Consider the following 18932-nt stretch of genomic DNA (forward strand, 5'->3'; position numbering starts at 1 on the left):
GGGCTTACTCGGTGCCGGGGGTCCTGCGCGTGGTCACGTTCATGCGGTTCCAGGCGTTGACCGTGAAGATCAGCGCGATGAGCTGGGCCAGTTCCTTGTCGTCGAAGTGCCGCGCGGCCTCGTCGTACACCTCGTCCTCGACTCCTCGCGGCAGCAGGGTCACCGCCTCCGTGAGCGCCAGTGCGGCGCGCTCCTTCGCGGTGTAGAGGCCGGCCTCCTGCCAGGCGCTGAGCTGGTAGATCCGCGCCTCGCTCTCGCCGGCCCGGCGGGCGTCGCCGGTGTGGTAGTCGATGCAGTACGCGCACCGGTTGATCTGCGAGGCGCGGATCTGCACCAGCTCGATCAGCACCGGGTCCAGCCCTTCGCGAGCCGCGGCGTCCAGGGCCAGCACGGCCTTGAAGACCTTGGGAGCGACACGCGAGAGGTTCATCCGTTCGGCAATGGCGACGTTCGTCATGGCCACCACGCTAGGTGCGTGATCGGCCCACGATATGGTGCATTCTCATGACTGTTTCCTGGGCCAATTCGTGAGCGGCAGCGACCTGCATCTGGAGCTGACCGGCAGCGGCGGTGCCCGGGTACGGCTGATGCGGGCCCTGCGCGAGGCCATACGGTCGGGACGGCTGGCGCCCGGCACCCGGCTGCCGCCCTACCGCGCCCTCGCCGTGGACCTGGGCATCGCCCGCAACACGGTGGCCGCCGCCTACGCCGAGCTCGTCGAGGAGGGCTGGCTCACCGCACGTCAGGGGTCAGGCACCCAGGTCGCGCACCGCGCCGCGCCGGTGGAGCCGGACCTGCGGCGAGCTCCCGCGCGTCCGTCCCGCCCGCGGATCGTCCATGATCTGATGCCCAGTTCCCCCGACGCCGCCGCCTTCCCCCGCTCGGACTGGGCCACGTCGGCCCGGCGGGCGCTGACCGCCGCGCCCAGCGACGCCTTCGGCGTCGGCGACCCCCGCGGCCGGCCCGAGGTGCGTCAGGCGCTGGTGGACTACCTGGCGCGCACCAGAGGCGTACGCACCACGGCGGAGCACATCGTGATCTGCTCGGGGTTCGCGCACGGGTTGCGGCTGCTGTGCCAGGTACTGCGCGGCCCGGTCGCCGTCGAGGCCTACGGGCTCGCCTTCCACCGGTCTCTGCTGACCGAAGCGGAGCTGAGGACCGTCCCGCTCACCGTGGACGCCCACGGTGCCCGGATCGAGGACCTTCCCGCAACAGACGTGCGAGCGGTCCTGCTGACGCCGGCGCACCAGTACCCCACCGGAGGCGCCCTGCACCCCCGGCGGCGGGCCGCGGTCATCGACTGGGCCCGCGCCACGGGCGGCCTGGTGCTGGAGGACGACTACGACGGCGAGTTCCGTTACGACCGCGAACCGGTCGGCGCCGTGCAGGGCCTCGACCCCGACCGCGTCGTCTACTTCGGCTCGACCAGCAAGAGCCTGTCCCCGTCGCTGCGGCTCGGCTGGATGGCGCTGCCCACCCGGCTGGTGGACGACGTGCTCGCCGCCAAAGGTTCGCGCGAGTTCTGGTCGAGCGTCACCGACCAGCTCGCCCTGGCCGACTTCATCGCCTGCGGCGCCTACGACCGCCAGCTGCGCCGGATGCGCGCGATCTACCGGCGCCGCCGGAGCCTGCTCACGGCCACGCTCGCCGAGCGCGCCCCGCACATCAGCGTCAGCGGCATCGCCGCCGGACTGCACGCCGTGCTCGACCTTCCTCCCGGCACGGAGGCGGCCACCCTGCGCGCCGCCCGCCGCCTCGGCCTCGCCCTGGACGGCCTGGGTCCCTACCGGCATCCGGACAGCGCCATGCCGGCACGCGACGGCCTGGTCGTCGGTTACGGCACACCGGCTGAGCACGCGTTCGCCGCCGCGCTGGACGCCCTCTGCCTGGCCCTGCCGGCCCCGGTGACACCGGGTTGATGAGGCCGGCCCGACGAGATCCGCAACCACACGGCTGTCAGGTGCGGCATTCACCGCCTCACCGGGACCGGGCCCTCGATGAGAGGCTGTGCTCCAGCGCCCGGGGTTCAGGGGTTGACGGGGTGTTCGGTGTAGTGGCCGCAGAGGTGGAAGCCCAGGCGGCGGTAGACGGGCTCGCCGTCGGCTGACGCCTGCAGGACGGCGATGCGGTGATCCCGGTCGTGGGCCGTGCGGAGTGCCGCGAGCGTGATGGCGCCGCCGTAGCCCCGTCGGCGGTGGGTGGCCAGGGTGGAGATGTTGTAGACGCCGGCGACCCCCGCGTGATGGAACACTTCGGCGGAGCAGACGGGGCGGCCGTCCACGTAGCCGACCAGATACCGAGCCGGACAGTGCGCGGCCAGTGCCTGCGGGGCGGCGCGGGCGAAGAAGCGGCGGACGGTGTCGGCAGGCGGATCCCAGTTCGCGGCAAGAACCGTGGCGTAGTCGGCGAGCTGTCCGGGCGTGGCGACCCTCTGGATGTCCAGCCCTCGGACGGCGGGCGGTGGCAGGGCGCCGTCCAGCTCGGCCCACATCGCCGTCTCGCGTTCGGACGCCGGCAGACCGGCCGCCGTCAGGCGGGCACCGAGGTCCGGCGGTGTCGAGGCGGGCCCCACCCACCAGGAGAAACGGCGGCCGGTGCGCGCCAACGTCCGGGCGGTCTCGCTGATGCGTGCCTCGGCGTCGGCGGCGGTGAAGCGGGCTGTGGCGACGATGTTGAAGGTGTCGTCGTCCAGGCCGCTGTCGGCGATCAGGAGGTCATCGGTCTGCGTGACGGTCGCGCCGGTCATGCTTCGGTGGAGGTGACAGGCGTGTTCCGCCAGGTTCCGGTCCATCCTGTCCAGCAGGCCGGCGTCAACGAGTGGGTGATCGTTCATGCTGAGCCCTCATCTCCCGCAGCGGAGTGTCACCGCGGGTCGGCGGTGTCCAGGCGGTTCTTCCGGGACGCCTTGAGGGCCTCGGGGAAGCCGGGGCCGTGGACGACGTGGATCTGCGCGAGGTCGGTGACCTCTCCGCAGGTGCCGCAGGTGGTCTGCTCGGTGATGGCCCCGCCGCAACCGGTGTGCCGATACAGGATGGGCGGACCGTCGGGCGCCGCCCATCGGTCGCCCCACTCCGTCAGCGCGATGATCACGGGTGCCAGGTCGAGTCCCTTCCGGGTCACGGCATAGCCGCCCCGGTCGGGCTGCTCCTTGCTCGGCCGCCGTTCGAGGACGCCCGCGTCGACCAGGCTGTCCAGGCGTTTGGCCAGGATGTTGGTCGCGATGCCGAGGCGCTGGAAGTCGGCGAACCGGGTCGCCCCGGCGAACAGCACGTCGCGCACGATCAGCAGGCTCCATCGCTCGCCGATGACCTCCAGCGCCCTGGCGGCCGAGCACACCTGCGTGTCGTACGTCTTGCCCAGCATGGCGACCCCGCCTCCCAGAGGAGCACTTGCGTGATGCAAGACTACCCCTCTAGTGTCGCTTGCATCACGCAAGTGTGCTCGTGAACGGCGGACGGCTCCCTGGCGGCGCCCACGGTGCGATCAGCGAACCCGCCTGTCCGTCCGTCCGGAAGAACAATCATGTGGAGGTCACCGATGAGCGGATTGCTGCTCAAGGACAAGAACGCTGTGATCTACGGAGGCGGCGGCGCCATCGGCGGCGCCATCGCGCGGGTCTTCGCCCGGGAAGGCGCGAACGTCTTCATCGCCGGGCGGACGCAGGCGAAGCTCGACGTCGTGGCGCGCGACATCGCCGCCGCCGGCGGAACGGTCGAGACCGCGCAGGTCGACGTGCTCGACCAGGAGGCGGTCGACAAGCACGCCGACGCGGTCGCGGCGACGGCCGGCGGCATCGACATCGCCGTGAACGCCGTGAGCGTCCCGCACGACCAGGGGACGTTGCTGGCGGATCTGTCGCTGGAGGAGTTCATGCGGCCGATCGACGGCTTCTTGCGCACGCTCTTCATCACCAGCAAGGCCGTGGCGCGGCACATGGGAGGCGAGCGTCCCGGTGTGATCCTGACGCTGTCGGAGCCGGGCGCCAAGCTGGCCGTGGGCGGCATTTTGGGGCACGCCGTGAGTGCGGCCGGCAAGGAGGCGTTCTCCCGGGTGCTGGCCGCGGAGCTGGCGCCCGGCAACGTCCGGGTGATCGGCATCCGTCCGCACGCCGTCGTCGACGCGCCGGCAGCCGGTTCCTACACCAAGGAGCTCTTCGAGCAGGCGGCGGCAGCGGCCGGACAGTCGGTGGAGGAGATGCTCGACGGCGGGGCGATGGCGCAGGGCACGCTGCTCAAGAGGCTGCCGACGCTCTCCGAGATCGCGGAGACGGCCGCGTTCCTGGCGTCGGACCGAGCGGGGGCCATGACCGGGACGATCGCCAACCTGACCAGCGGCGCGATCGTCGACTGAGTTCAGAACGTTCGCCGGGCGGCGCGCGCGATGAGGGGCGGAGGGGGCTCGGTCACAGGACCGCCGAGGCGAACTCGGCGCGATCGCCGCCCCCGGGCCGGAGGCCGTCTCCGCAGCGCCGAGCGGAAGGCCGCCTGCGGCCGTCGGATCAGACGTACGGTCCGGGGTTGCTACAGGCCCGCGATGTCGATCGCCCGGTCGAGGTACATCTCGGTGCCTCCGGGCCAGAAGCGCTCGTAGAGGAGATATTCCAGCGGGTCGCGCCGCTCGTCCGTCAGGAATTCGCGGGCGGCCCTGGGGTGGTTGGACAGGGCGGCCATGACGGCCGCCATGGGGTCCCGTTCGTCCAGGGGAATGGCGCACATCGGCCGTGAGTCCGGGCGCAGGTTCCGCCAGTACGGAGAAGCGGGAGGCTGGCTGCGTTCGTAGTCGTAGACCTTGAAGGCGAGGTCGCGCAGGAACACGTCGGCGAAACGGCCGTATCGCAACAATTGCCCGAGCGCGAAACCGGTTTCCGGGTCGTCGAGGTTTTCCAGCAGACGGTGGACGTAAGGGGTCGAGATCCTGGCCGCGCCGGGCGCCCGCGAAGCGGTGCCGAGAAGCGTGCTCAGCGCCCTGGCCAGCCTGTCGAGGCTGGTGGACTGGATGGCATGCGCGCGGCGCAGCCCAGCCAGAAGGCTCTTGAGCTGGCGCGGCGGCATCACGGCGGCGAACGCCACGGCGAAGTCGGGGTCGTTTCGGCGCTTTTCGAGTTCGGCCAAATCGTGGGAATCGATGGCGCCCTTCTTCCCCTCCGCTCCGCAGAACGACTGGACGAAGGAATCGTAACCACAAGAATGATCGGACAGCGCTGACCCAATTTTCACGATAAAAACGAAAAGTCGGGCGGCCAATCTTCGCTATACATCACCTCTCAGGGCAAATCGTTCGCCAGCATCGCACATCACGAAGAGATAACATTAGCGAGCCCTCGGACGGACACGAAAAAACCACATGCCCGACCGGAATCCCGGCCCCCCCCGCACCCCCCGGCCTCCGCAACCGCCGGGGCACGGCCACCCCGAACGGCCCGCCCATCCGCCGACCGGACGTCAGCGAACGACCGTTCCCGGCCGAGATACCAGGCAAGGCGACCCAGCCGACGGCACCGCGCAAGCCAACGGCACCACACAAGCCGAGGGCACCGCACAAGCCGAGGGCACCGCGCGAGCCAACGGCGCCGCGCGAGCCGAGGGCGCCCCGCCCGCCGAGGGGACCCGCGGGCCGCGACGAGTTCCGCGCCGAGCGGGATACAGCGTGTATTCCTTGACGGGCATATACCCGTGAGGGAATATGAGGGCATGTCCGTCGACGCGTTCTCCGTGCTCTCCGAGCCGACCCGGCGTCGGATCCTCGATCGGCTCCGGGTGGCCGAGAGCAGTGTGAACGAGCTGGTCGAGGCGCTCGATGTCAGCCAGCCCACGGTGTCCAAGCAGCTGAAGGTGCTCAGGGAGGCCGGGTTCGTCACCTGCCGCACCCAGGCGCAGCGGCGGATCTACCGCCTGCACGCCGGCCCCTTCCAGGCGCTGGACGACTGGCTTCAGCCGTACCGCGCCCTGTGGGACACGCATCTCGACGCTCTTGAACGCCATCTAGACAACCTGGAGCAGCCATGACCCCGGACGCGTACCGCCCGAGCCCGCCGGCCCAGGTCGGCAGCGAGACGACGGAAGGCCGCTGGACCCTCGTCTTCGTCCGTGACCTGCGGCATCCGCCGGAGAAGGTGTGGCGGGCGCTGACCGAGCCCGGACAGCTCGCCGCGTGGGCCCCGTACACCGCCGACCGGGATCTTTCCGAGGCCGGCGGCGTGACCCTCACGATGATCGACGACCAGAAGCCCCAGGACCTGGCGGCCGAGGTCGTCCGCGTTCAGCCGCAGACGCTGCTGGAGTACACGTTCGGCACCGACCTGCTGCGCTGGGAGCTGGCGGCGACCGGCGGCGGCACCCGTCTGACGCTGCGGCACACCGTCCTGGATCGCGACCTGCTGCCTAAGGTGGCGGCCGGGTGGCACATCTGCCTCGACGTGGCCGACCGGCTGCTCGAAGGGCGGCCGATCCCGCCGATCCGGGGTGCGGCGGCGGTCGACTTCGGCTGGTCGGAGCTGAACGACCGGTACGCCCAGCAGCTCGACGTCCCGAACACCGGCCTGCCCGGCCACCTGAAGGACGGCGACCAGAGCTCCTGACGAGCCACGCACCCGACCCCGCAGCCGATGGGGGCGGGGAAGGCGGCCGGGCTGCGATGATGAGCTCCCATCCGGAGACGTCGATGCCGCCCGGGGCGTACGGCATCGGCGGCGCGCGCCAGAAAGGCAGGCTCGATGATCGCTGTTCTGGGCGAGTGCGTCGCCGACGGCTTCACCACCGCGGCAGGTGGCGCGGCAGGTGGCGCGGGGCAGGGCGAGCTCGGGTTGCGGGTGCTGCCGGGCGGCGGCCCGGCCAACACGGCGGTGGCGCTGGCCAGGCTCGGCACGCCGGCCCGTTTCCTCGGACGCATCTCCGGCGACGTGTTCGGCGCGCTGTTCCGTGAGCGTCTGGCGTCCTCGGGCGTGGACCTGTCGGCGGCCGTCGAGGCCGCGGAGCCGAGCACGCTCTCCGTCGCCGCGCTCGACGGCGGCGGCCAGGCCGCCTACACCTTCTACGCGGGCGGCACCGCCGACTGGCAGTGGAGCCCGGACGAGCTGGCCCCGGCCCGGCTCGGCCCGGCCGCCTGCCTGCACACCGGGTCGCTGGCGCTGGTCAGGGAGCCGGGCCGGGCGGCGGTCGAGGAGTTCGCGCGCGCGGCCGCCGCGCGGGCCACGGTCTCGGTCGATCCCAACGTGCGGCCCACTCTGGCCGCCCGCGAGGACTACCGGGTCGAGCGCTGGTGCCGGTGGGCCGACCTGCTCAAGCTCAGCGAGGACGACCTGCGCTTCCTGATGCCCGGCGTGCCGGTGGAACGGGCCTGCGACACCTGGCACGCCGCCGGGGCCCGGCTCGTCGTGGTGACCCGCGGGGCGGCGGGGGCCCTGGTGTCCCTCGACGGCGAACGGGCGGAGGTGCGGGCGCCGGAGGTCGACGTCGTGGACACGGTCGGGGCCGGCGACTCCTTCACCGCCGGGCTCCTGCACGACCTGGGCGCCCGCGGCCTGCTCGGCGGCCGGCTCGACGGCCTCGACCTGGACACCGCCGTGGCCGCCGCGTCGTTCGCGGCCCGGGTTTCGGCGCTGACGTGCTCGGTGGCGGGCGCGAACCCGCCCTGGGCCGACGCGCTGGCCACCCCCTGACCGGCGGCCCCCTCGTTGACGACGAGGGGGCCGGTCAGGCGACGGGGCCGGTCAGGTGAGGGGGCCGGTCAGGCGACGGGGCCGGTCAGGTGAGGGGGACGGTCGTGGTGGGGACGTTGTAGCCGCGTACCCGGAGCGCCGGCTGGTGGCCGCCGAGGTCGCTCGTGCGGTACGTGGCCGTGATGGTCGTGCTCTCCCCCGGCCACAGCGTGACGTAGTTGTCGGTGTAGGTCACCGGTACGACCTCGCGCCCGTCCGCGACCACCTCCGGGCGCAGGAGGAAGGCCAGGCCGGACGGGTTGCGCAGGGTGATCGTGACGGTCTCGGTCCCGGCGGAGACGGCGCGGACGCCGGTGGCGGCGACGTCGGCGGCGGGCAGGGCGTTCAGGCCGGTGAGGTCGGCGTAGGTCTTCGGCGTGGTGCGGTACCAGTTGCTCTTGTTGCCGAGCGTGTCGGGCGCGGTGGAGTACCAGTAGACGTTGTCGCTGACCTTGGCGCCGGCGGCGTCCTTGAGCTGGAGCCTGATGAGGTACGTCCGCGACAGCCCGGTCAGCGCCGGGATCGTCAGCACCTGGACGCCCGTGTTGGCCGTGGCGGTGACGGGGGCCGTGGCGGTGTACTTCTGGGCCAGGTCCGGCAGGTTGTGCACGGAGACCGTGGCGGTCAGCCCGGAGCGCGTGGTGAGGGTCGAGTTGACCACGTGCACGGCCCGGGTCAGGTAGTCGTAGGCGATGTGCACGGGTTCGGTGGCCTTCTTGGCGCCGAAGTAGCCGCCGCCGGGCTTGAGGTAGTAGTCGTAGAGGTTCCAGTGGACCGACGGCCAGGCGTTGTTCAGCATCCAGAAGATCGAGCCGAACGAGCGCACGTGCTGCCTGGCGCTCCACGCCTCGAAGAAGGCGCGGGCGTTCTCGTAGTTCTGCGCCTCGGACTTGCGGGACTGGTCGGCGGCGGAGGCGGGCGTGCCGTAGCGCCTGGCCAGGCCAGTGCTGTAGGGCGCGATGGTGTCGAACACGCTGCCCGGCTTGCCGGCGTGGTAGTTGTAGGCCGTGCCGATGGGCCAGACGTCGGCGGGCGCGAGGAAGCGTTGCAGCGTCTCCAGGGGCGGCGGCGACTCGGTGCCCTCCTCCCCCGTGCTGCCGTACGCGCCGCCGCTGCGGCTCTCGTCCCACCACAACACCGGGGGCTCCCACACGTACGGGCCGTCCATCTTCATGCCGGCGTCGGCGTTGGACCAGGTGGCGACGTTGTCCAGGGTGGGGTTCTGCCAGTGCAGGGCGGCGGCCACGCTCTTGTACGCGGCCAGGTGCGCGGCCGTCGGCGGCTGGTCGCTGCCGTAGGTCCACAGGAACACCGAGGCGTGGTGGCGCAGCGAGCGGAGCTGGCTGTCCAGCGAGGCGCGGGCGACCTGTTCCTGCTCGGCGGTCCAGGCGCTGTCGTCCTCCCAGGCGCTGCAGCAGACGAAGCCCGGCATGACCAGGATGCCCGCCTTGTCGGCCATGTCGTACAGTTCCTCGTTGCCGAGGGTGCCCTCCAGCCGGATGGTGTTCAGGCCCATGTCCTTGACGTAGGCGATGTGGGCGGCGTTCGTCCTGGTGTCCCAGCGCTGCATCAGGTCCCACACGTACCCGCCGCCGCGCAGCAGGATCGGCCGGCCGTTGATCTTGTATCCGGCGAACGAGGTGCCGTTGACGGTGGTGCGGTAGTCGGTGACCTCGCGGATGCCGAAGTCGATGGTCTTGCTGTCGGAGGCGCCCGCGCCGACCGTCAGGCGGTACAGCTCGGGGCTGCCGAACTGGTACGGCCACCACAACACCGGATCGCTCACGTGCAGGGGCGCGAAGGCGACCTCCTTGCGCTCGCGCGCGGCCAGCGTGACGGCCTGGGAGAAGGTGAGGTCCGGCCGGCCCGCCTTGCTGATCGTGCCGCTGACCGTGGTGGTGACGGGGGCGTTCGTCGCGTTGACGGCGTCCACGTAGACGGTCAGGTCGGCGGCGCCGCCCGACAGGGTGGTCCGCACGTACGGGTCGCGCAGGGCAACCGGGCCCGTGGTGTCCAGCAACGTCGTGTTCCAGATGCCCGCGTTCATGTCGGGGGCCTCGGGGTTCCAGTCGACCGTGCAGGTGGACAGGTCCTTGCAGTCGTGGCGCGGCGGGGTGACCCGGACGGCCAGCGCGTTGACCGCGCCGGGCCGGATCGCGGCGGTGGCGTCGTACTCGTGGCCGACGAACGTGCCCACGGCCGCGGCGTCGAGCCGCACGCCGTTCAGCCAGATCTCGGCGCGGTAGCTGAGGCCCTTGAAACGCAGCCAGTACACCTGGCCGGGGGCCGTTGCCGGGGCGGCGAACTCGCCGCGGAACCACCAGTCCTGGGTGGTCAGGTCGGGCACGTTCTTGAGGTTCTGGCCGAAGTAGACGTCCTGGTAGACGCCGTTGGCGACCAGCCCGGCCAGGACGGTCGAGGGGAGGGTGACCGGGTGCCAGCCAGTGGTGGCGTACCCGGGCGTGGAGATCACCGCGCCGGTGTCGGCGAGGCCGGTGGCCGGGCGCAGCGCCCAGCCCGAGGCCAGCTCGGTCGAACCGGCCGCCGCGACGGCGCTGCCGGCGCTCACCACCCCCGAGGCGAGCAGCAGGACGAGCACGGCCAGGACGCATCTGATCGATCGGGACATGCGCAGCTCCTGAGGGGGCTCCTACGAACCGGAGGGCCAGGCGATCTGGGTGGAGCGGTAGTAGGCGATCCCCATGACGCGCCAGCGCGGGCCCTGCGCGCCCAGCCGCTGCCGGAACGCGGTCCAGTCGTGCGTGGCGGAGGGGGACCAGCCCAGTTCGGCGAGCGCGGGCAGGCGGGGGAAGGCCATGTACTCGAGGTCGGCCGACGTCCTGAGCGTCTCGGTCCACAGCGGCGCCTCGACGCCGAGCACCTGCTCGGGCGGGAGCCTTCTGAGGTAGGCGCCGGGATCCCAGCCGTAGGCGTCCTTGACCTCGATCGTGCCCGCCCAGGTCTGGCCGAGCGGGGTGCGCCGGTTGTACTTCATGTCCAGGTACGCACGGCTGGCCGGGGACATGACGACCTTCCGACCCGCCGTCGAGACCGCCGTCTCCGTGGGGTCGCTGCCCCAGTACTGGACGACCGTGGTGGGCAGCGGGGTGGCGTTGACGACGTCGTGCCAGCCGATCACCGTCTTGCCGTGGGCGGCCACGATGCCCTGCGCCCGGTCGACGAACGCCCGGTAGTCGGCCGGCGTCGTGGAGGACGCCTCGTCCCCGCCGATGTGCAGGTACGGGCCGGGGGTGAGCGCGGCCAGCTCACCGATCACCTGGTCGACGAAGGTGTAGGTGATCTCCTTGGACGTGCACAGCGAGCTGAACCCGACGTCCGTGCCGGTGTAGCGCGGCGGGGCGACGCCGTCGCAGGTGAGCTCGCCGTAGGAGGCGAGGGCGGCGTTGGTGTGCCCCGGCATGTCGATCTCCGGGATCACGGTGATGTTGCGCGCGGCGGCGTAGGCGACGATCTCCTGGTACTGGGCCTTGGTGTAGGAGCCGCCGGGATCGCCGCCGACCGCCGTGCCACCGCCGTAGGAGGCCAGCCGGGGCCAGGAGTCGATCGCGATGCGCCAGCCCTGGTCGTCGGACAGGTGCAGGTGCAGGCGGTTGATCTTGTAGAGCGCGATCTGGTCGAGGTACCGCTCGACCGCGTCCACCGGGAAGAAGTGCCTGGCCACGTCGAGCATCGCGCCCCGCCAGGGGTAGCGCGGCCGGTCCACGACCCGGCCGCCCGGCACCGGCCAGGGGCCGGGCTGCACCGTCTCGGCCTCGGCGGCGTACGGGAGCAGCTGCCGGAGCGTCTGCACGCCGTCGAACAGCCCGGCGGGCCCGTTGGCCAGCACGACGATCCCGGTGGCGGTCACGTCGAGCTGGTACGCCTCCTCCCCGCCGGCGACCGTGCCCAGGCGCAGCGCGATCCCGTCCGCCGGCGGGGCCGTCACGATCGGGACCGGGTAGCCGGTCGAGCGGCGCAACCGCCGCGCGAGCTGCTCGCCCACCTCGGCCACGTCGGAGTACAGGGCCGTCGCGGCAGTGATCCGGTACGTCACCCCCGCCGCCGGGACCGCGCTCACCGGAGCGGGCACGATCGCGCCGAAGGCGACGGCGGCCGCCGCCGTGGCACTGGGCGAGACGGTCACCGAGGCAGGGATCGACAGGGCGAGCAGGGTCGTCAGCACGACCGCAGCGGTGCGGATCTTCATGACCGCCTCCCGAGGGTTGCCCCCACCATACGGACACGATCGCTGGTGGTAAAGAACCTTTCTAATCAAGGGTCTCGGGGGCGACGGTCCGGTAGCCGTTCCACACGAAGCGGGCCGTGGTCACCGCGTCGTCGCCGTCGCCGGTGATGAGCTGGTGGATGGCGATGCCGTCGAGCTCGCGGTATTCGCACCACTCGTGGTCGGAGGTGAGCACGAGGTCGAGCCCGAGGTTCACCAGCAGGTCGAAGACCTGGCCGCGGTTGGCCCGGTCGACGCCCACGAACACCTCGTCCAGCAGGATGAACCGGGGGCAGCCGGGGTCGGTGCGGTAGTGGGCGGCCACGGCGGCGAACAGCGGCAGGTGCAGGGCGATGGCCTTCTCGCCGCCGGACAGGGCGCCGTGCAGCTTCCTGGTCAGGTCCTGCCAGCCCTGGCCGTCGCCGCGGTCGAGGCGGACCACGAACCGGTGCCAGGACGTGTAGTCCAGCACCTTCATGAGCTGGTCCTCCCAGCCGGCCGAGGAGTTGTCGGCGCGCGCCTCCTCGACGCGGTCGCGGAAGAAGGCGTACAGGGCCTCGCGGTCGGCCTCGCTCAGCCCGGCCGGGTCGCGCAGCAGCAGCTCGCGGGCCGCGCGGGTGGCCGGTGACTGGGTGGGATCGACCTGCCACACCAGGCGCACCGCGACCCCCGAGGCCGTGCGGACGCGTTCGAGCCGCTGGTTCATGCCCTCGACCAGCGCGGCGGCCTGGCGGATGCGGTCGGCCAGGTGCCGTCGCGTGTCGCCGGCGAGCGTGCGGTCGAACAGGTCGCGCTCGGCCTCGGTGATGTCGCCGCGCCGCTCGTCGCGCTCGCCGCGCAGCGCCCTGCCCAGCGCCGCCGCGCCCGCCCGCACGCCGCCTGCGGTGGCGGTGAGCACCTGGACGTCCTCGTCGGGTGCCAGCTCCAGCTCGGCGCGGCCGGCCAGGATCTCCCTGGCGTGGTGGAAGGCGTCCCGCAGGCGGGCCTCGGCCTCCCTGACGGTTCGTCGCTCGTACGGCACCTCCGCGAGCCGTCCGGCCACGTCCCCCGCCGCCTCCAGCACCGCGCGCACCCCGGCGTCGGGGGCGAGGCCGGCCGGCACGCCGGCGTCGGCGGCCAGATGGCCCGCCAGCAGGCGGCGCAGGCGTTCGCAGGCCGCCTCGCGGACGCGCCCGGCCTGGGCGTGCTTCTCCTCGGCCTGAGCCACCTCGCCCCTGAGCCGGCCCAGGCGCGCGTTGAGCCGGGCCGTGTCGTCGTGAATGGTCCGGATCAGGCGGCGGCAGCTCTGGTGGGCGGTCTGGGCGTCCTGGAGCCGGCCGAGCAGGTCGAGGTCCTCGCCACCGGCCGCGGGCTCGACGGCGGCCAGCTTCTCGGCCAGCACGACGGCCGCGTCGGCCGCCTCCTCGGCCCGTTCCATCGCGCGTACGGCCAGGTCCTGGTACTCGCGGGCGGTCTCGGCCGCCTGGCCGGCGCGTTCCCTGGCCGCGCGGGCGTCGCCGCGCCGGTCGTTCCAGACGGCGCCGGTGGTCTCGGCGGCGCGCAGGGCGGCCTCCAGCCGGTCGAGCGCGGGCCGGGTGGCGGGCAGGGCGTGCCGGGCGGCCAGCTCGGTGAGCCGGCGCAGCGACCTGCCCACCTCCTTCTCGCGCTCGTGCAGGCGCTGCTCGTGGGCGCGGAGCTGGTCCTGCAGCAGGGCGACCTTGCCCACGGCCGCGTCCAGCGCCCGCGCGGCGCCGTCGTACGGCCTCCTGTCGGGCCGCCGCCGCAGCTCGGCCGCGAGCGTGTCGCGGTCGCCGGCCAGCACCCTGAACAGGTGGTCGCACTCGGCGATCGTGCCGGCCAGGTCGGAGAGCCGGTCGTCCAGCTCGGCGACGCGGCGGCGCAGGGCGCGCTCGCGGGCGGCGTCGCCGATGTAGGAGGGCTCCGGCTTGACCCAGCGCCCGGCGGCCGGGCCGAGCCGCCAGGTGCCGTCGGCGCCGACGGCCGCCGGGTGGTCGAGGCCGAGCGCCGTGGGGGCGAAGGCGACGCCCGCGAGCACCCGCTCGGCCGAGACGGGCGCGCCCGGCTGGGCGGACAGCACGGCGGACAGGCTCTGGCCGGGCGCGGGCCGGGCCAGCGCGGAGGCGGCGAAGGCGTCGTGCTCGCCGGGGTCCATGCCGCCGTCGGGCAGCAGCCACAGGTCGAGCAGGCCCGAAGCTTCGAGCGCCGCCTCGACGCCCGCCTGGGTGACCGGGTCGACGCCGGAGCGGAAGGCGAGCGCCCGCCACAGCGGCATGCCGGGCCGTCCGGAGCGGGAGGCGGGGCGGGCGTGCGAGGGGGGCGGCTCCAGGGCGGTCCGGTCGGCCAGGCGTTCGCGTTCGCGGGCCAGTTCGGCGCGTTCGGCGTGCAGCCGGTCGCGCAGGCCGGTCAGGTGGTGCTCGCGGGCGGCCAGCCGGACCGCGGCCGCCGTGCGCGCCGCGCCGACCAGCTCGTCGGCCTGGTCGCAGCGGTCGGCGAGGCCCGCCAGCTCCTCGGGGTCGAGCCGGAGGTGCACGCAGCCGCGGGCCCACTCCTCCAGGGCGGCGGCCAGATCGCGGGCGCGCTCGTCGCGGGTCGCGGCCGCCTGGTCGTGGGCGGCGGTCGCGGCCGCCAGGTCGTCGCGGACGCGGTCGCGGTCGTGCTCGGCCGTGGTGCGGCGGCCGATCGCCTCCTCGTGCTCGACGGCCGCCGCCGCGACCTCGCGGATCTGGCCGGCGCGGCTGGTGACGGCGGCGCGCAGCAGCTCACGGGCGCGGCGCACGGACTCCTCGCCGTCGTCGCCCCGCTCCCCCTCGGCGGCGGCGCCGGGCTGAGCGCCCGAGTGATCGGGAACCGGGCGTTCGCACTCCAGGTGGACCGAGAGCAGCCCGGCGCGCTCGGCGGCCCGGCGGGCCTCGGCGCGGGCGCGGTCGGCCAGCCCGGTGGCGGCGCGGGCGACGGCCGCCGCGCGCAGCGACAGCTCCTGCCTGGCCGACGCGCTACGGGCGGCCGCCCCGGCCTGGTCGCGCAGCCCGGCCGCCGACTCGTGCGCCTCGCGCGCCTGCGTGCGCAGCCGGTGCAGGTCGTGCCCGGACCGGTACGCCTCGCTCTCCTTCAGCCCGTCGATCTGCGCGGCCAGGGCCAGCTCCTGCGCCTCCTCCTCCGACAGCCGGACGGCCGCGGCGGCCAGCTCGTCGCCGGCCTGCTTGAGCGCCTCCCGTCCGGCCTTGACCTCGGCGGCGAGGGCGTCGACGGCCTGCCCGGCGTCCAGGGCCGCGGCGGCGGCCGCGCGCAGCACCTTCTGGGCGTAGCCGCGCTGGACGTCGGCCAGCCGGTCGGCCTCCCGCACGTCGCGGTCGAGCAGGCGCAGCTCCTCGCGCTGCCGGTCGAGCCGCTCGAACCCGTCGGCGATCTCGTGGATCTCGCCCTCGCCGAGCGGCGGCAGGGCGCTGGACAGCAGGTCGGACAGCAGGCCGGGGTCGAGGCGTTCGGACAGTTTGGGGGTGCGCAGCTGGCGCAGCGCGGTGAGCAGGCAGTCGTAGCGCTGTTCGTTGAGCGCGCTGTAGAGGGTGCCGCGCACGACGGCGCGGTAGGCGTCGGCGGACTCGTGGACCGTCCCGGCCTCGCCCAGTTCGTCGGCGAGCTGGGCCCTGGTCAGCGGCTGGCCGCCGTCGCCGGTGAGCCGGACGCCGCCGGGCAGGCCGACGCGGCGGCCGGTGGTGAAGTAGGCGGCGGTGACGTTCTTGGTGTGGGCGGTGGCCTGGAGGCGGGCGCCGCAGGTGAACCAGCGGCCGTCGGCGTGCTGGAACTCCAGCCACACGTAGCCGACGCGGGTGACGCCGCTCGCGCCCTCGCCCATGAGGTTCCAGTGCATGGTCCGCTCGGTGCCGCCGAACGTGGACAGCCTGCTGGGCTTGAGGCTGGCGTCCAGCACGTACGGCAGCAGCAGTTCCAGCACCTTGGACTTGCCGCTGCCGTTGGGCCCGCGCAGCAGCAACCTGCCCCGGTGGAACTCGAACACCTCGTCGTGGTAGCGCCACACGTTGAGGATCCCGGCGCGTACGGGGATCCAGCGCCGGTCCGTGCCCTGGGCGGTGCGGGCGGGCGTGAGCTCGGTGACGGTCATGCGTCCTCCGTGTCGGCCGGGCCGCGATCGACCCGGTAGCGGGCTCCGGCGGGCAGCGCGGCCACCCGGTCGCCGGTACGGCGGGCCAGCCCGAACATGGCGAGCACCTCCAGCGCGTCGGCCGCCAGGCGGGGCGCGCCGCCGTCCGACTGGTAGGACCTGGCCCACTGGGGGAAGCGCCGCAGCAGCCCGGCGGCCTCCTCGTCGAGGCGTCCGGCGGGCAGCGGACCGGCGGTGACCAGCAGGTCGAGCAGCAGCAGGGCCGCGACCTTGGCGGGGCCGCCGTCGTCGGGGAACCTCGTGTCGGTGGCGGTGGCCTCGGTGTCGACGAGCAACAGCCCCTCGGCGCGTTCCTCCAGCACGAACCCGGCCTCCTCGGCGGCCCTGCGGATCATCCGGCGGCCGGTGAGCGAGGCGGCGTAGGCGGCTTGGGCGGGGGTCAGCTCGTCGCGGTAGACGACGGGCTCGTCGAGCAGGCGGCGGATGACGGAGTGGCGGGCCCACAGGGCGCGCTGGGTCTCCGTCGGCTCGTCGCCGCCGTAGCGGGCCTCGACGGTGAGCGCCGCGGCGGGGGTTGCGGGGGTGCCGGGCAGGCTGGAGGGCGGGACGGGGGCGGCCAGCAGCCTGATCACGCGGGTGGTGTCCACGCGGTAGAGCACCTTGGCGTCCTCGTCGCCGAGGTAGGCGTCGGTCGTGCCGTCGGTGGGGGTGATCGCGCCGTGCCGTTCGAGCAGCTTGAGCGCGTCGACGAAGGCGGCCCGCTCGTCCGCGCTGACCGGGTCGAACGGGGGCACGCCGGGCTCGACCGCCGCCGCCCGCGCCACCCGTCCGGCCAGCATGCCGATCGTGGTGACCGGCGCGGCGAGCAGTTCGGCCGCGCACAGGCACAGCAGCGTGTAGCGGCGGCGGTCGAACGGCGGGCCGCCGGGACGGCGGCGGGCCGGGCGGGTGGCCGTCGGCCGCGACCCGACCTTCACCAGGCGGGCGTAGCCCTCGCGGGGCTCCACGACCAGCCGCCAGCCGCAGAAGTAGTCGAACCACCGGGTCAGCGGCTCCCGCCGTTTCCTGATCACCGTGAAGGCGGCGGGCTCGTCGTCCGCCGTGAGGAAGGGCCGGGCGAGGAGGGTCCTGATCGCGCGGGCGATCTCCTCCTTCTCCGCCCTGACGAGCTGGTTGGCCAGGCTGCTCATGCCCCTTCGGCCCTCCCGTGGTCGCGGGCGCCCGGGGAGCGCACGTCGAGCAGGTAGTCGGGGCCGCGGAACCAGCCCTCGGACGTGCGCAGCACCGCGACCGCGCCGTCGCCGGGGGCCCGCAGCACGACCTCGACCCGGCCGTCGGAGGTGACGGCCCGGCGCAGGCCGGTGGCGTCGGGACGGGCGGCCAGGGCCCGGCCCAGCAGGTCGAGCAGCCGGCCCAGGGTGTCGTGGTCGAGCGCGCCGAGCTGGGACAGCCGGACCGAGCCGGTGGTGGCCAGCGCCTGCCAGGCGGCCTCCAGCCCGGCGTGCTCCTTCTCGGCGCGGGCGCGGCGCTCGGCGCGCAGGGCGGCCACGTCGCGCACCCGCCCGGTACGGCCCATGCGCTCGGTCCTGCCCCGCGAGCGCAGCAGCGCCGAGACCGCCACCGGCCCGGCCTCGGCCCAGGGCGTCCCGGCGGGGACGAGCTCGGCGTCGGCGTGCCCGAGGTGGGCGTGCCGGGCGGGGCCGAGGCCGAAGGCGGCGTCCCAGAGCCGGTGGGCGTCGTCCTCGCCCGGCGCGGTGGCGAACCAGCGGGCCAGCGCGCGGAAGTCGGCGGCGGCTCCGGAGGCGGGGCGGCGGGCGGCGGTGACGCGGTCGAGCAGCCCGAGCAGGGTGACGATGGCCTCGCCGGCGACCTCCTGCAGCCGCCGCAACCGCGGCCCGCCCCCGCTCTCGGCCCCGCCGCTCCCGGCGCCACCGCTCTCGGCCCCGCCGCACCCGGCGCCACCGGTCTCGACGCCACCCCTCTCGGCGCCACCCCTCTCGGCGCCACCGCTCCCAGTGCCGCTGTCGATGTCGGGGTCGAACCACTGGCGCAGCTCGGCCCAGGCGGCGGCGCGGGCCGCCAGCCACGGCGTGGCCAGGTCGGTTCCGGGGATCCGGGGCAGGTCGGCGCCGGCCAGGGCGCGGGTGTGCAGGACGCCGACGCCCCGCGCGGCCACGCCGCGCAGCGCCCGTGCCACCGTCTCGCCGCGCTGCTCCAGCCCGGTCACGAACTCCTGGAGGTAGGCCACGGTGGCCGCCTCCGCCTCGTGGAACGTGCCAACCCCGGCGCCGTCGGCGCGCAGCAGCCGCCGCAGCTCGCCGTTGAGCCGCACGGTGTCGCGGCGCAGCCCGTCGAGGTGGCACTCCAGCTCCCGCAGGCAGGTGAACACCCTTCGGTCGCGGCCGGGGTCGGGGTCGGCCAGCAACGCCTCCAGCTCCTCCAGCCGGTCGGCGACCGCGTCGAGCACGGCGGGGTGCGCACTCCCCGAGACCGGTGTCGCGGTGGCCAGTGTCGCCGACGCCTGCCGCAGCCCGGCATGGGCGGCCTCGCCCTGGGCGGTCAGGGCGTAGCGCAGGTTCCTGCGTTCGTACTCCTCGGCGGTCGCGAAGCCGGCGGCGTGGTCGAAGACGACCTCCACCAGCCTCCAGCCGGCCAGCTGGCGCAGCGCGCCGGTGAGGTCGTGGTCGCCGACGGGGGCGTACCAGCCGCGGGCGCGCAGCCGGTCGCGGACCTCGCCGGCGGTCAGCGCGGGCTCCAGGCGCTCGGCGGCGGCGCCGAGGACGTCGAGGAGGGCCGTGTGCAGATCCGCCCGCTCGGTGGTGGCGAACCGGAACATCTCCGGCGGCACTCGTGGCAGCTCCGCCATCGCGCCGTTCTCCCCTCTCGCCGCG

General features: G+C 73.9%; 14 protein-coding genes. 5 read left to right on the top strand and 9 right to left on the bottom strand.

What is annotated here, in order from left to right; translation table 11 throughout:
* Positions 1-4 precede the first annotated feature (4 nt).
* The gene (locus ACFYYW_RS22775; RefSeq protein WP_364417062.1) at positions 5-457 is read right to left on the bottom strand and encodes a carboxymuconolactone decarboxylase family protein; all 453 of its coding nucleotides are present in this window, start codon (positions 455-457) and stop codon (positions 5-7) included.
* A gap of 70 nt (positions 458-527) precedes the next feature.
* On the opposite strand from ACFYYW_RS22775, the gene ACFYYW_RS22780 reads away from it, so the two are divergent.
* Positions 528-1919, top strand: a complete 1392-nt coding sequence (locus ACFYYW_RS22780) for a PLP-dependent aminotransferase family protein (RefSeq protein WP_387651176.1) — start codon at positions 528-530, stop codon at positions 1917-1919.
* 107 nt (positions 1920-2026) lie between these two features.
* On the opposite strand, the gene ACFYYW_RS22785 is transcribed toward ACFYYW_RS22780, so the two are convergent.
* A complete protein-coding gene (locus ACFYYW_RS22785) occupies positions 2027-2833 on the bottom strand; it encodes a GNAT family N-acetyltransferase (protein WP_387651179.1) in 807 nt (268 codons plus the stop codon).
* Between the two features lie 29 nt (positions 2834-2862).
* Positions 2863-3363 (bottom strand): winged helix-turn-helix transcriptional regulator, encoded by a 501-nt coding sequence (locus ACFYYW_RS22790; RefSeq protein ID WP_387651182.1) that lies wholly within the window; start codon positions 3361-3363, stop codon positions 2863-2865.
* Between the two features lie 174 nt (positions 3364-3537).
* On the opposite strand from ACFYYW_RS22790, the gene ACFYYW_RS22795 reads away from it, so the two are divergent.
* Positions 3538-4350, top strand: coding sequence for an SDR family oxidoreductase (locus ACFYYW_RS22795; RefSeq protein WP_352327083.1), 813 nt, complete (start codon positions 3538-3540; stop codon positions 4348-4350).
* 170 nt (positions 4351-4520) lie between these two features.
* On the opposite strand, the gene ACFYYW_RS22800 is transcribed toward ACFYYW_RS22795, so the two are convergent.
* Entirely contained in the window at positions 4521-5243 is a 723-nt protein-coding gene (locus ACFYYW_RS22800) for a hypothetical protein (RefSeq protein WP_387651185.1), read from the bottom strand.
* A gap of 447 nt (positions 5244-5690) precedes the next feature.
* On the opposite strand from ACFYYW_RS22800, the gene ACFYYW_RS22805 reads away from it, so the two are divergent.
* From ACFYYW_RS22805 to ACFYYW_RS22815, 3 genes are all read left to right on the top strand, one after another.
* Entirely contained in the window at positions 5691-6005 is a 315-nt protein-coding gene (locus tag ACFYYW_RS22805) for an ArsR/SmtB family transcription factor (protein ID WP_387651187.1), read from the top strand.
* Positions 6002-6577 (top strand): SRPBCC family protein, encoded by a 576-nt coding sequence (locus ACFYYW_RS22810; protein WP_387651190.1) that lies wholly within the window; start codon positions 6002-6004, stop codon positions 6575-6577. Before ACFYYW_RS22805 ends, ACFYYW_RS22810 begins: the two co-directional genes overlap by 4 nt.
* A gap of 135 nt (positions 6578-6712) precedes the next feature.
* Positions 6713-7657: a carbohydrate kinase gene (locus ACFYYW_RS22815; RefSeq protein WP_387651193.1), complete on the top strand. Its 945-nt coding sequence runs from the start codon at positions 6713-6715 to the stop codon at positions 7655-7657.
* 85 nt (positions 7658-7742) lie between these two features.
* On the opposite strand, the gene ACFYYW_RS22820 is transcribed toward ACFYYW_RS22815, so the two are convergent.
* The 5 genes from ACFYYW_RS22820 to ACFYYW_RS22840 form a co-directional block, all read right to left on the bottom strand.
* Positions 7743-10325: a hypothetical protein gene (locus tag ACFYYW_RS22820; RefSeq protein WP_387651195.1), complete on the bottom strand. Its 2583-nt coding sequence runs from the start codon at positions 10323-10325 to the stop codon at positions 7743-7745.
* Positions 10326-10346: 21 nt separating this feature from the next.
* The gene (locus ACFYYW_RS22825; protein ID WP_387651198.1) at positions 10347-11903 is read right to left on the bottom strand and encodes a beta-N-acetylhexosaminidase; all 1557 of its coding nucleotides are present in this window, start codon (positions 11901-11903) and stop codon (positions 10347-10349) included.
* A gap of 61 nt (positions 11904-11964) precedes the next feature.
* The gene (locus ACFYYW_RS22830; protein WP_387651201.1) at positions 11965-16041 is read right to left on the bottom strand and encodes a TIGR02680 family protein; all 4077 of its coding nucleotides are present in this window, start codon (positions 16039-16041) and stop codon (positions 11965-11967) included.
* Positions 16038-17231 (bottom strand): TIGR02678 family protein, encoded by a 1194-nt coding sequence (locus ACFYYW_RS22835; RefSeq protein WP_387651204.1) that lies wholly within the window; start codon positions 17229-17231, stop codon positions 16038-16040. Before ACFYYW_RS22835 ends, ACFYYW_RS22830 begins: the two co-directional genes overlap by 4 nt.
* On the bottom strand, positions 17228-18907 hold the full coding sequence (locus tag ACFYYW_RS22840; protein ID WP_387651206.1) for a TIGR02677 family protein: 1680 nt from the start codon (positions 18905-18907) through the stop codon (positions 17228-17230). The genes ACFYYW_RS22835 and ACFYYW_RS22840 overlap by 4 nt, the downstream gene beginning before the upstream one ends.
* Between the last annotated feature and the right edge of the window lie 25 nt (positions 18908-18932).

The sequence above is a fragment of the Nonomuraea sp. NPDC001831 genome (genome assembly GCF_042892035.1).
Classification (GTDB): Bacteria; Actinomycetota; Actinomycetes; order Streptosporangiales; family Streptosporangiaceae; genus Nonomuraea.

Bases quoted from the DNA above. Each gene is read 5' to 3' on its own strand.
- ACFYYW_RS22820 (WP_387651195.1), bottom strand. From the start codon at position 10,325: ATGTCCCGATCGATCAGATGCGTCCTGGCCGTGCTCGTCCTGCTGCTC.
- ACFYYW_RS22825 (WP_387651198.1), bottom strand. From the start codon at position 11,903: ATGAAGATCCGCACCGCTGCGGTCGTGCTGACGACCCTGCTCGCCCTG.
- ACFYYW_RS22835 (WP_387651204.1), bottom strand. From the start codon at position 17,231: ATGAGCAGCCTGGCCAACCAGCTCGTCAGGGCGGAGAAGGAGGAGATC.
- ACFYYW_RS22840 (WP_387651206.1), bottom strand. From the start codon at position 18,907: ATGGCGGAGCTGCCACGAGTGCCGCCGGAGATGTTCCGGTTCGCCACC.
- ACFYYW_RS22790 (WP_387651182.1), bottom strand. From the start codon at position 3,363: ATGCTGGGCAAGACGTACGACACGCAGGTGTGCTCGGCCGCCAGGGCG.
- ACFYYW_RS22815 (WP_387651193.1), top strand. From the start codon at position 6,713: ATGATCGCTGTTCTGGGCGAGTGCGTCGCCGACGGCTTCACCACCGCG.
- ACFYYW_RS22775 (WP_364417062.1), bottom strand. From the start codon at position 457: ATGACGAACGTCGCCATTGCCGAACGGATGAACCTCTCGCGTGTCGCT.
- ACFYYW_RS22830 (WP_387651201.1), bottom strand. From the start codon at position 16,041: ATGACCGTCACCGAGCTCACGCCCGCCCGCACCGCCCAGGGCACGGAC.
- ACFYYW_RS22795 (WP_352327083.1), top strand. From the start codon at position 3,538: ATGAGCGGATTGCTGCTCAAGGACAAGAACGCTGTGATCTACGGAGGC.
- ACFYYW_RS22805 (WP_387651187.1), top strand. From the start codon at position 5,691: ATGTCCGTCGACGCGTTCTCCGTGCTCTCCGAGCCGACCCGGCGTCGG.
- ACFYYW_RS22810 (WP_387651190.1), top strand. From the start codon at position 6,002: ATGACCCCGGACGCGTACCGCCCGAGCCCGCCGGCCCAGGTCGGCAGC.
- ACFYYW_RS22785 (WP_387651179.1), bottom strand. From the start codon at position 2,833: ATGAACGATCACCCACTCGTTGACGCCGGCCTGCTGGACAGGATGGAC.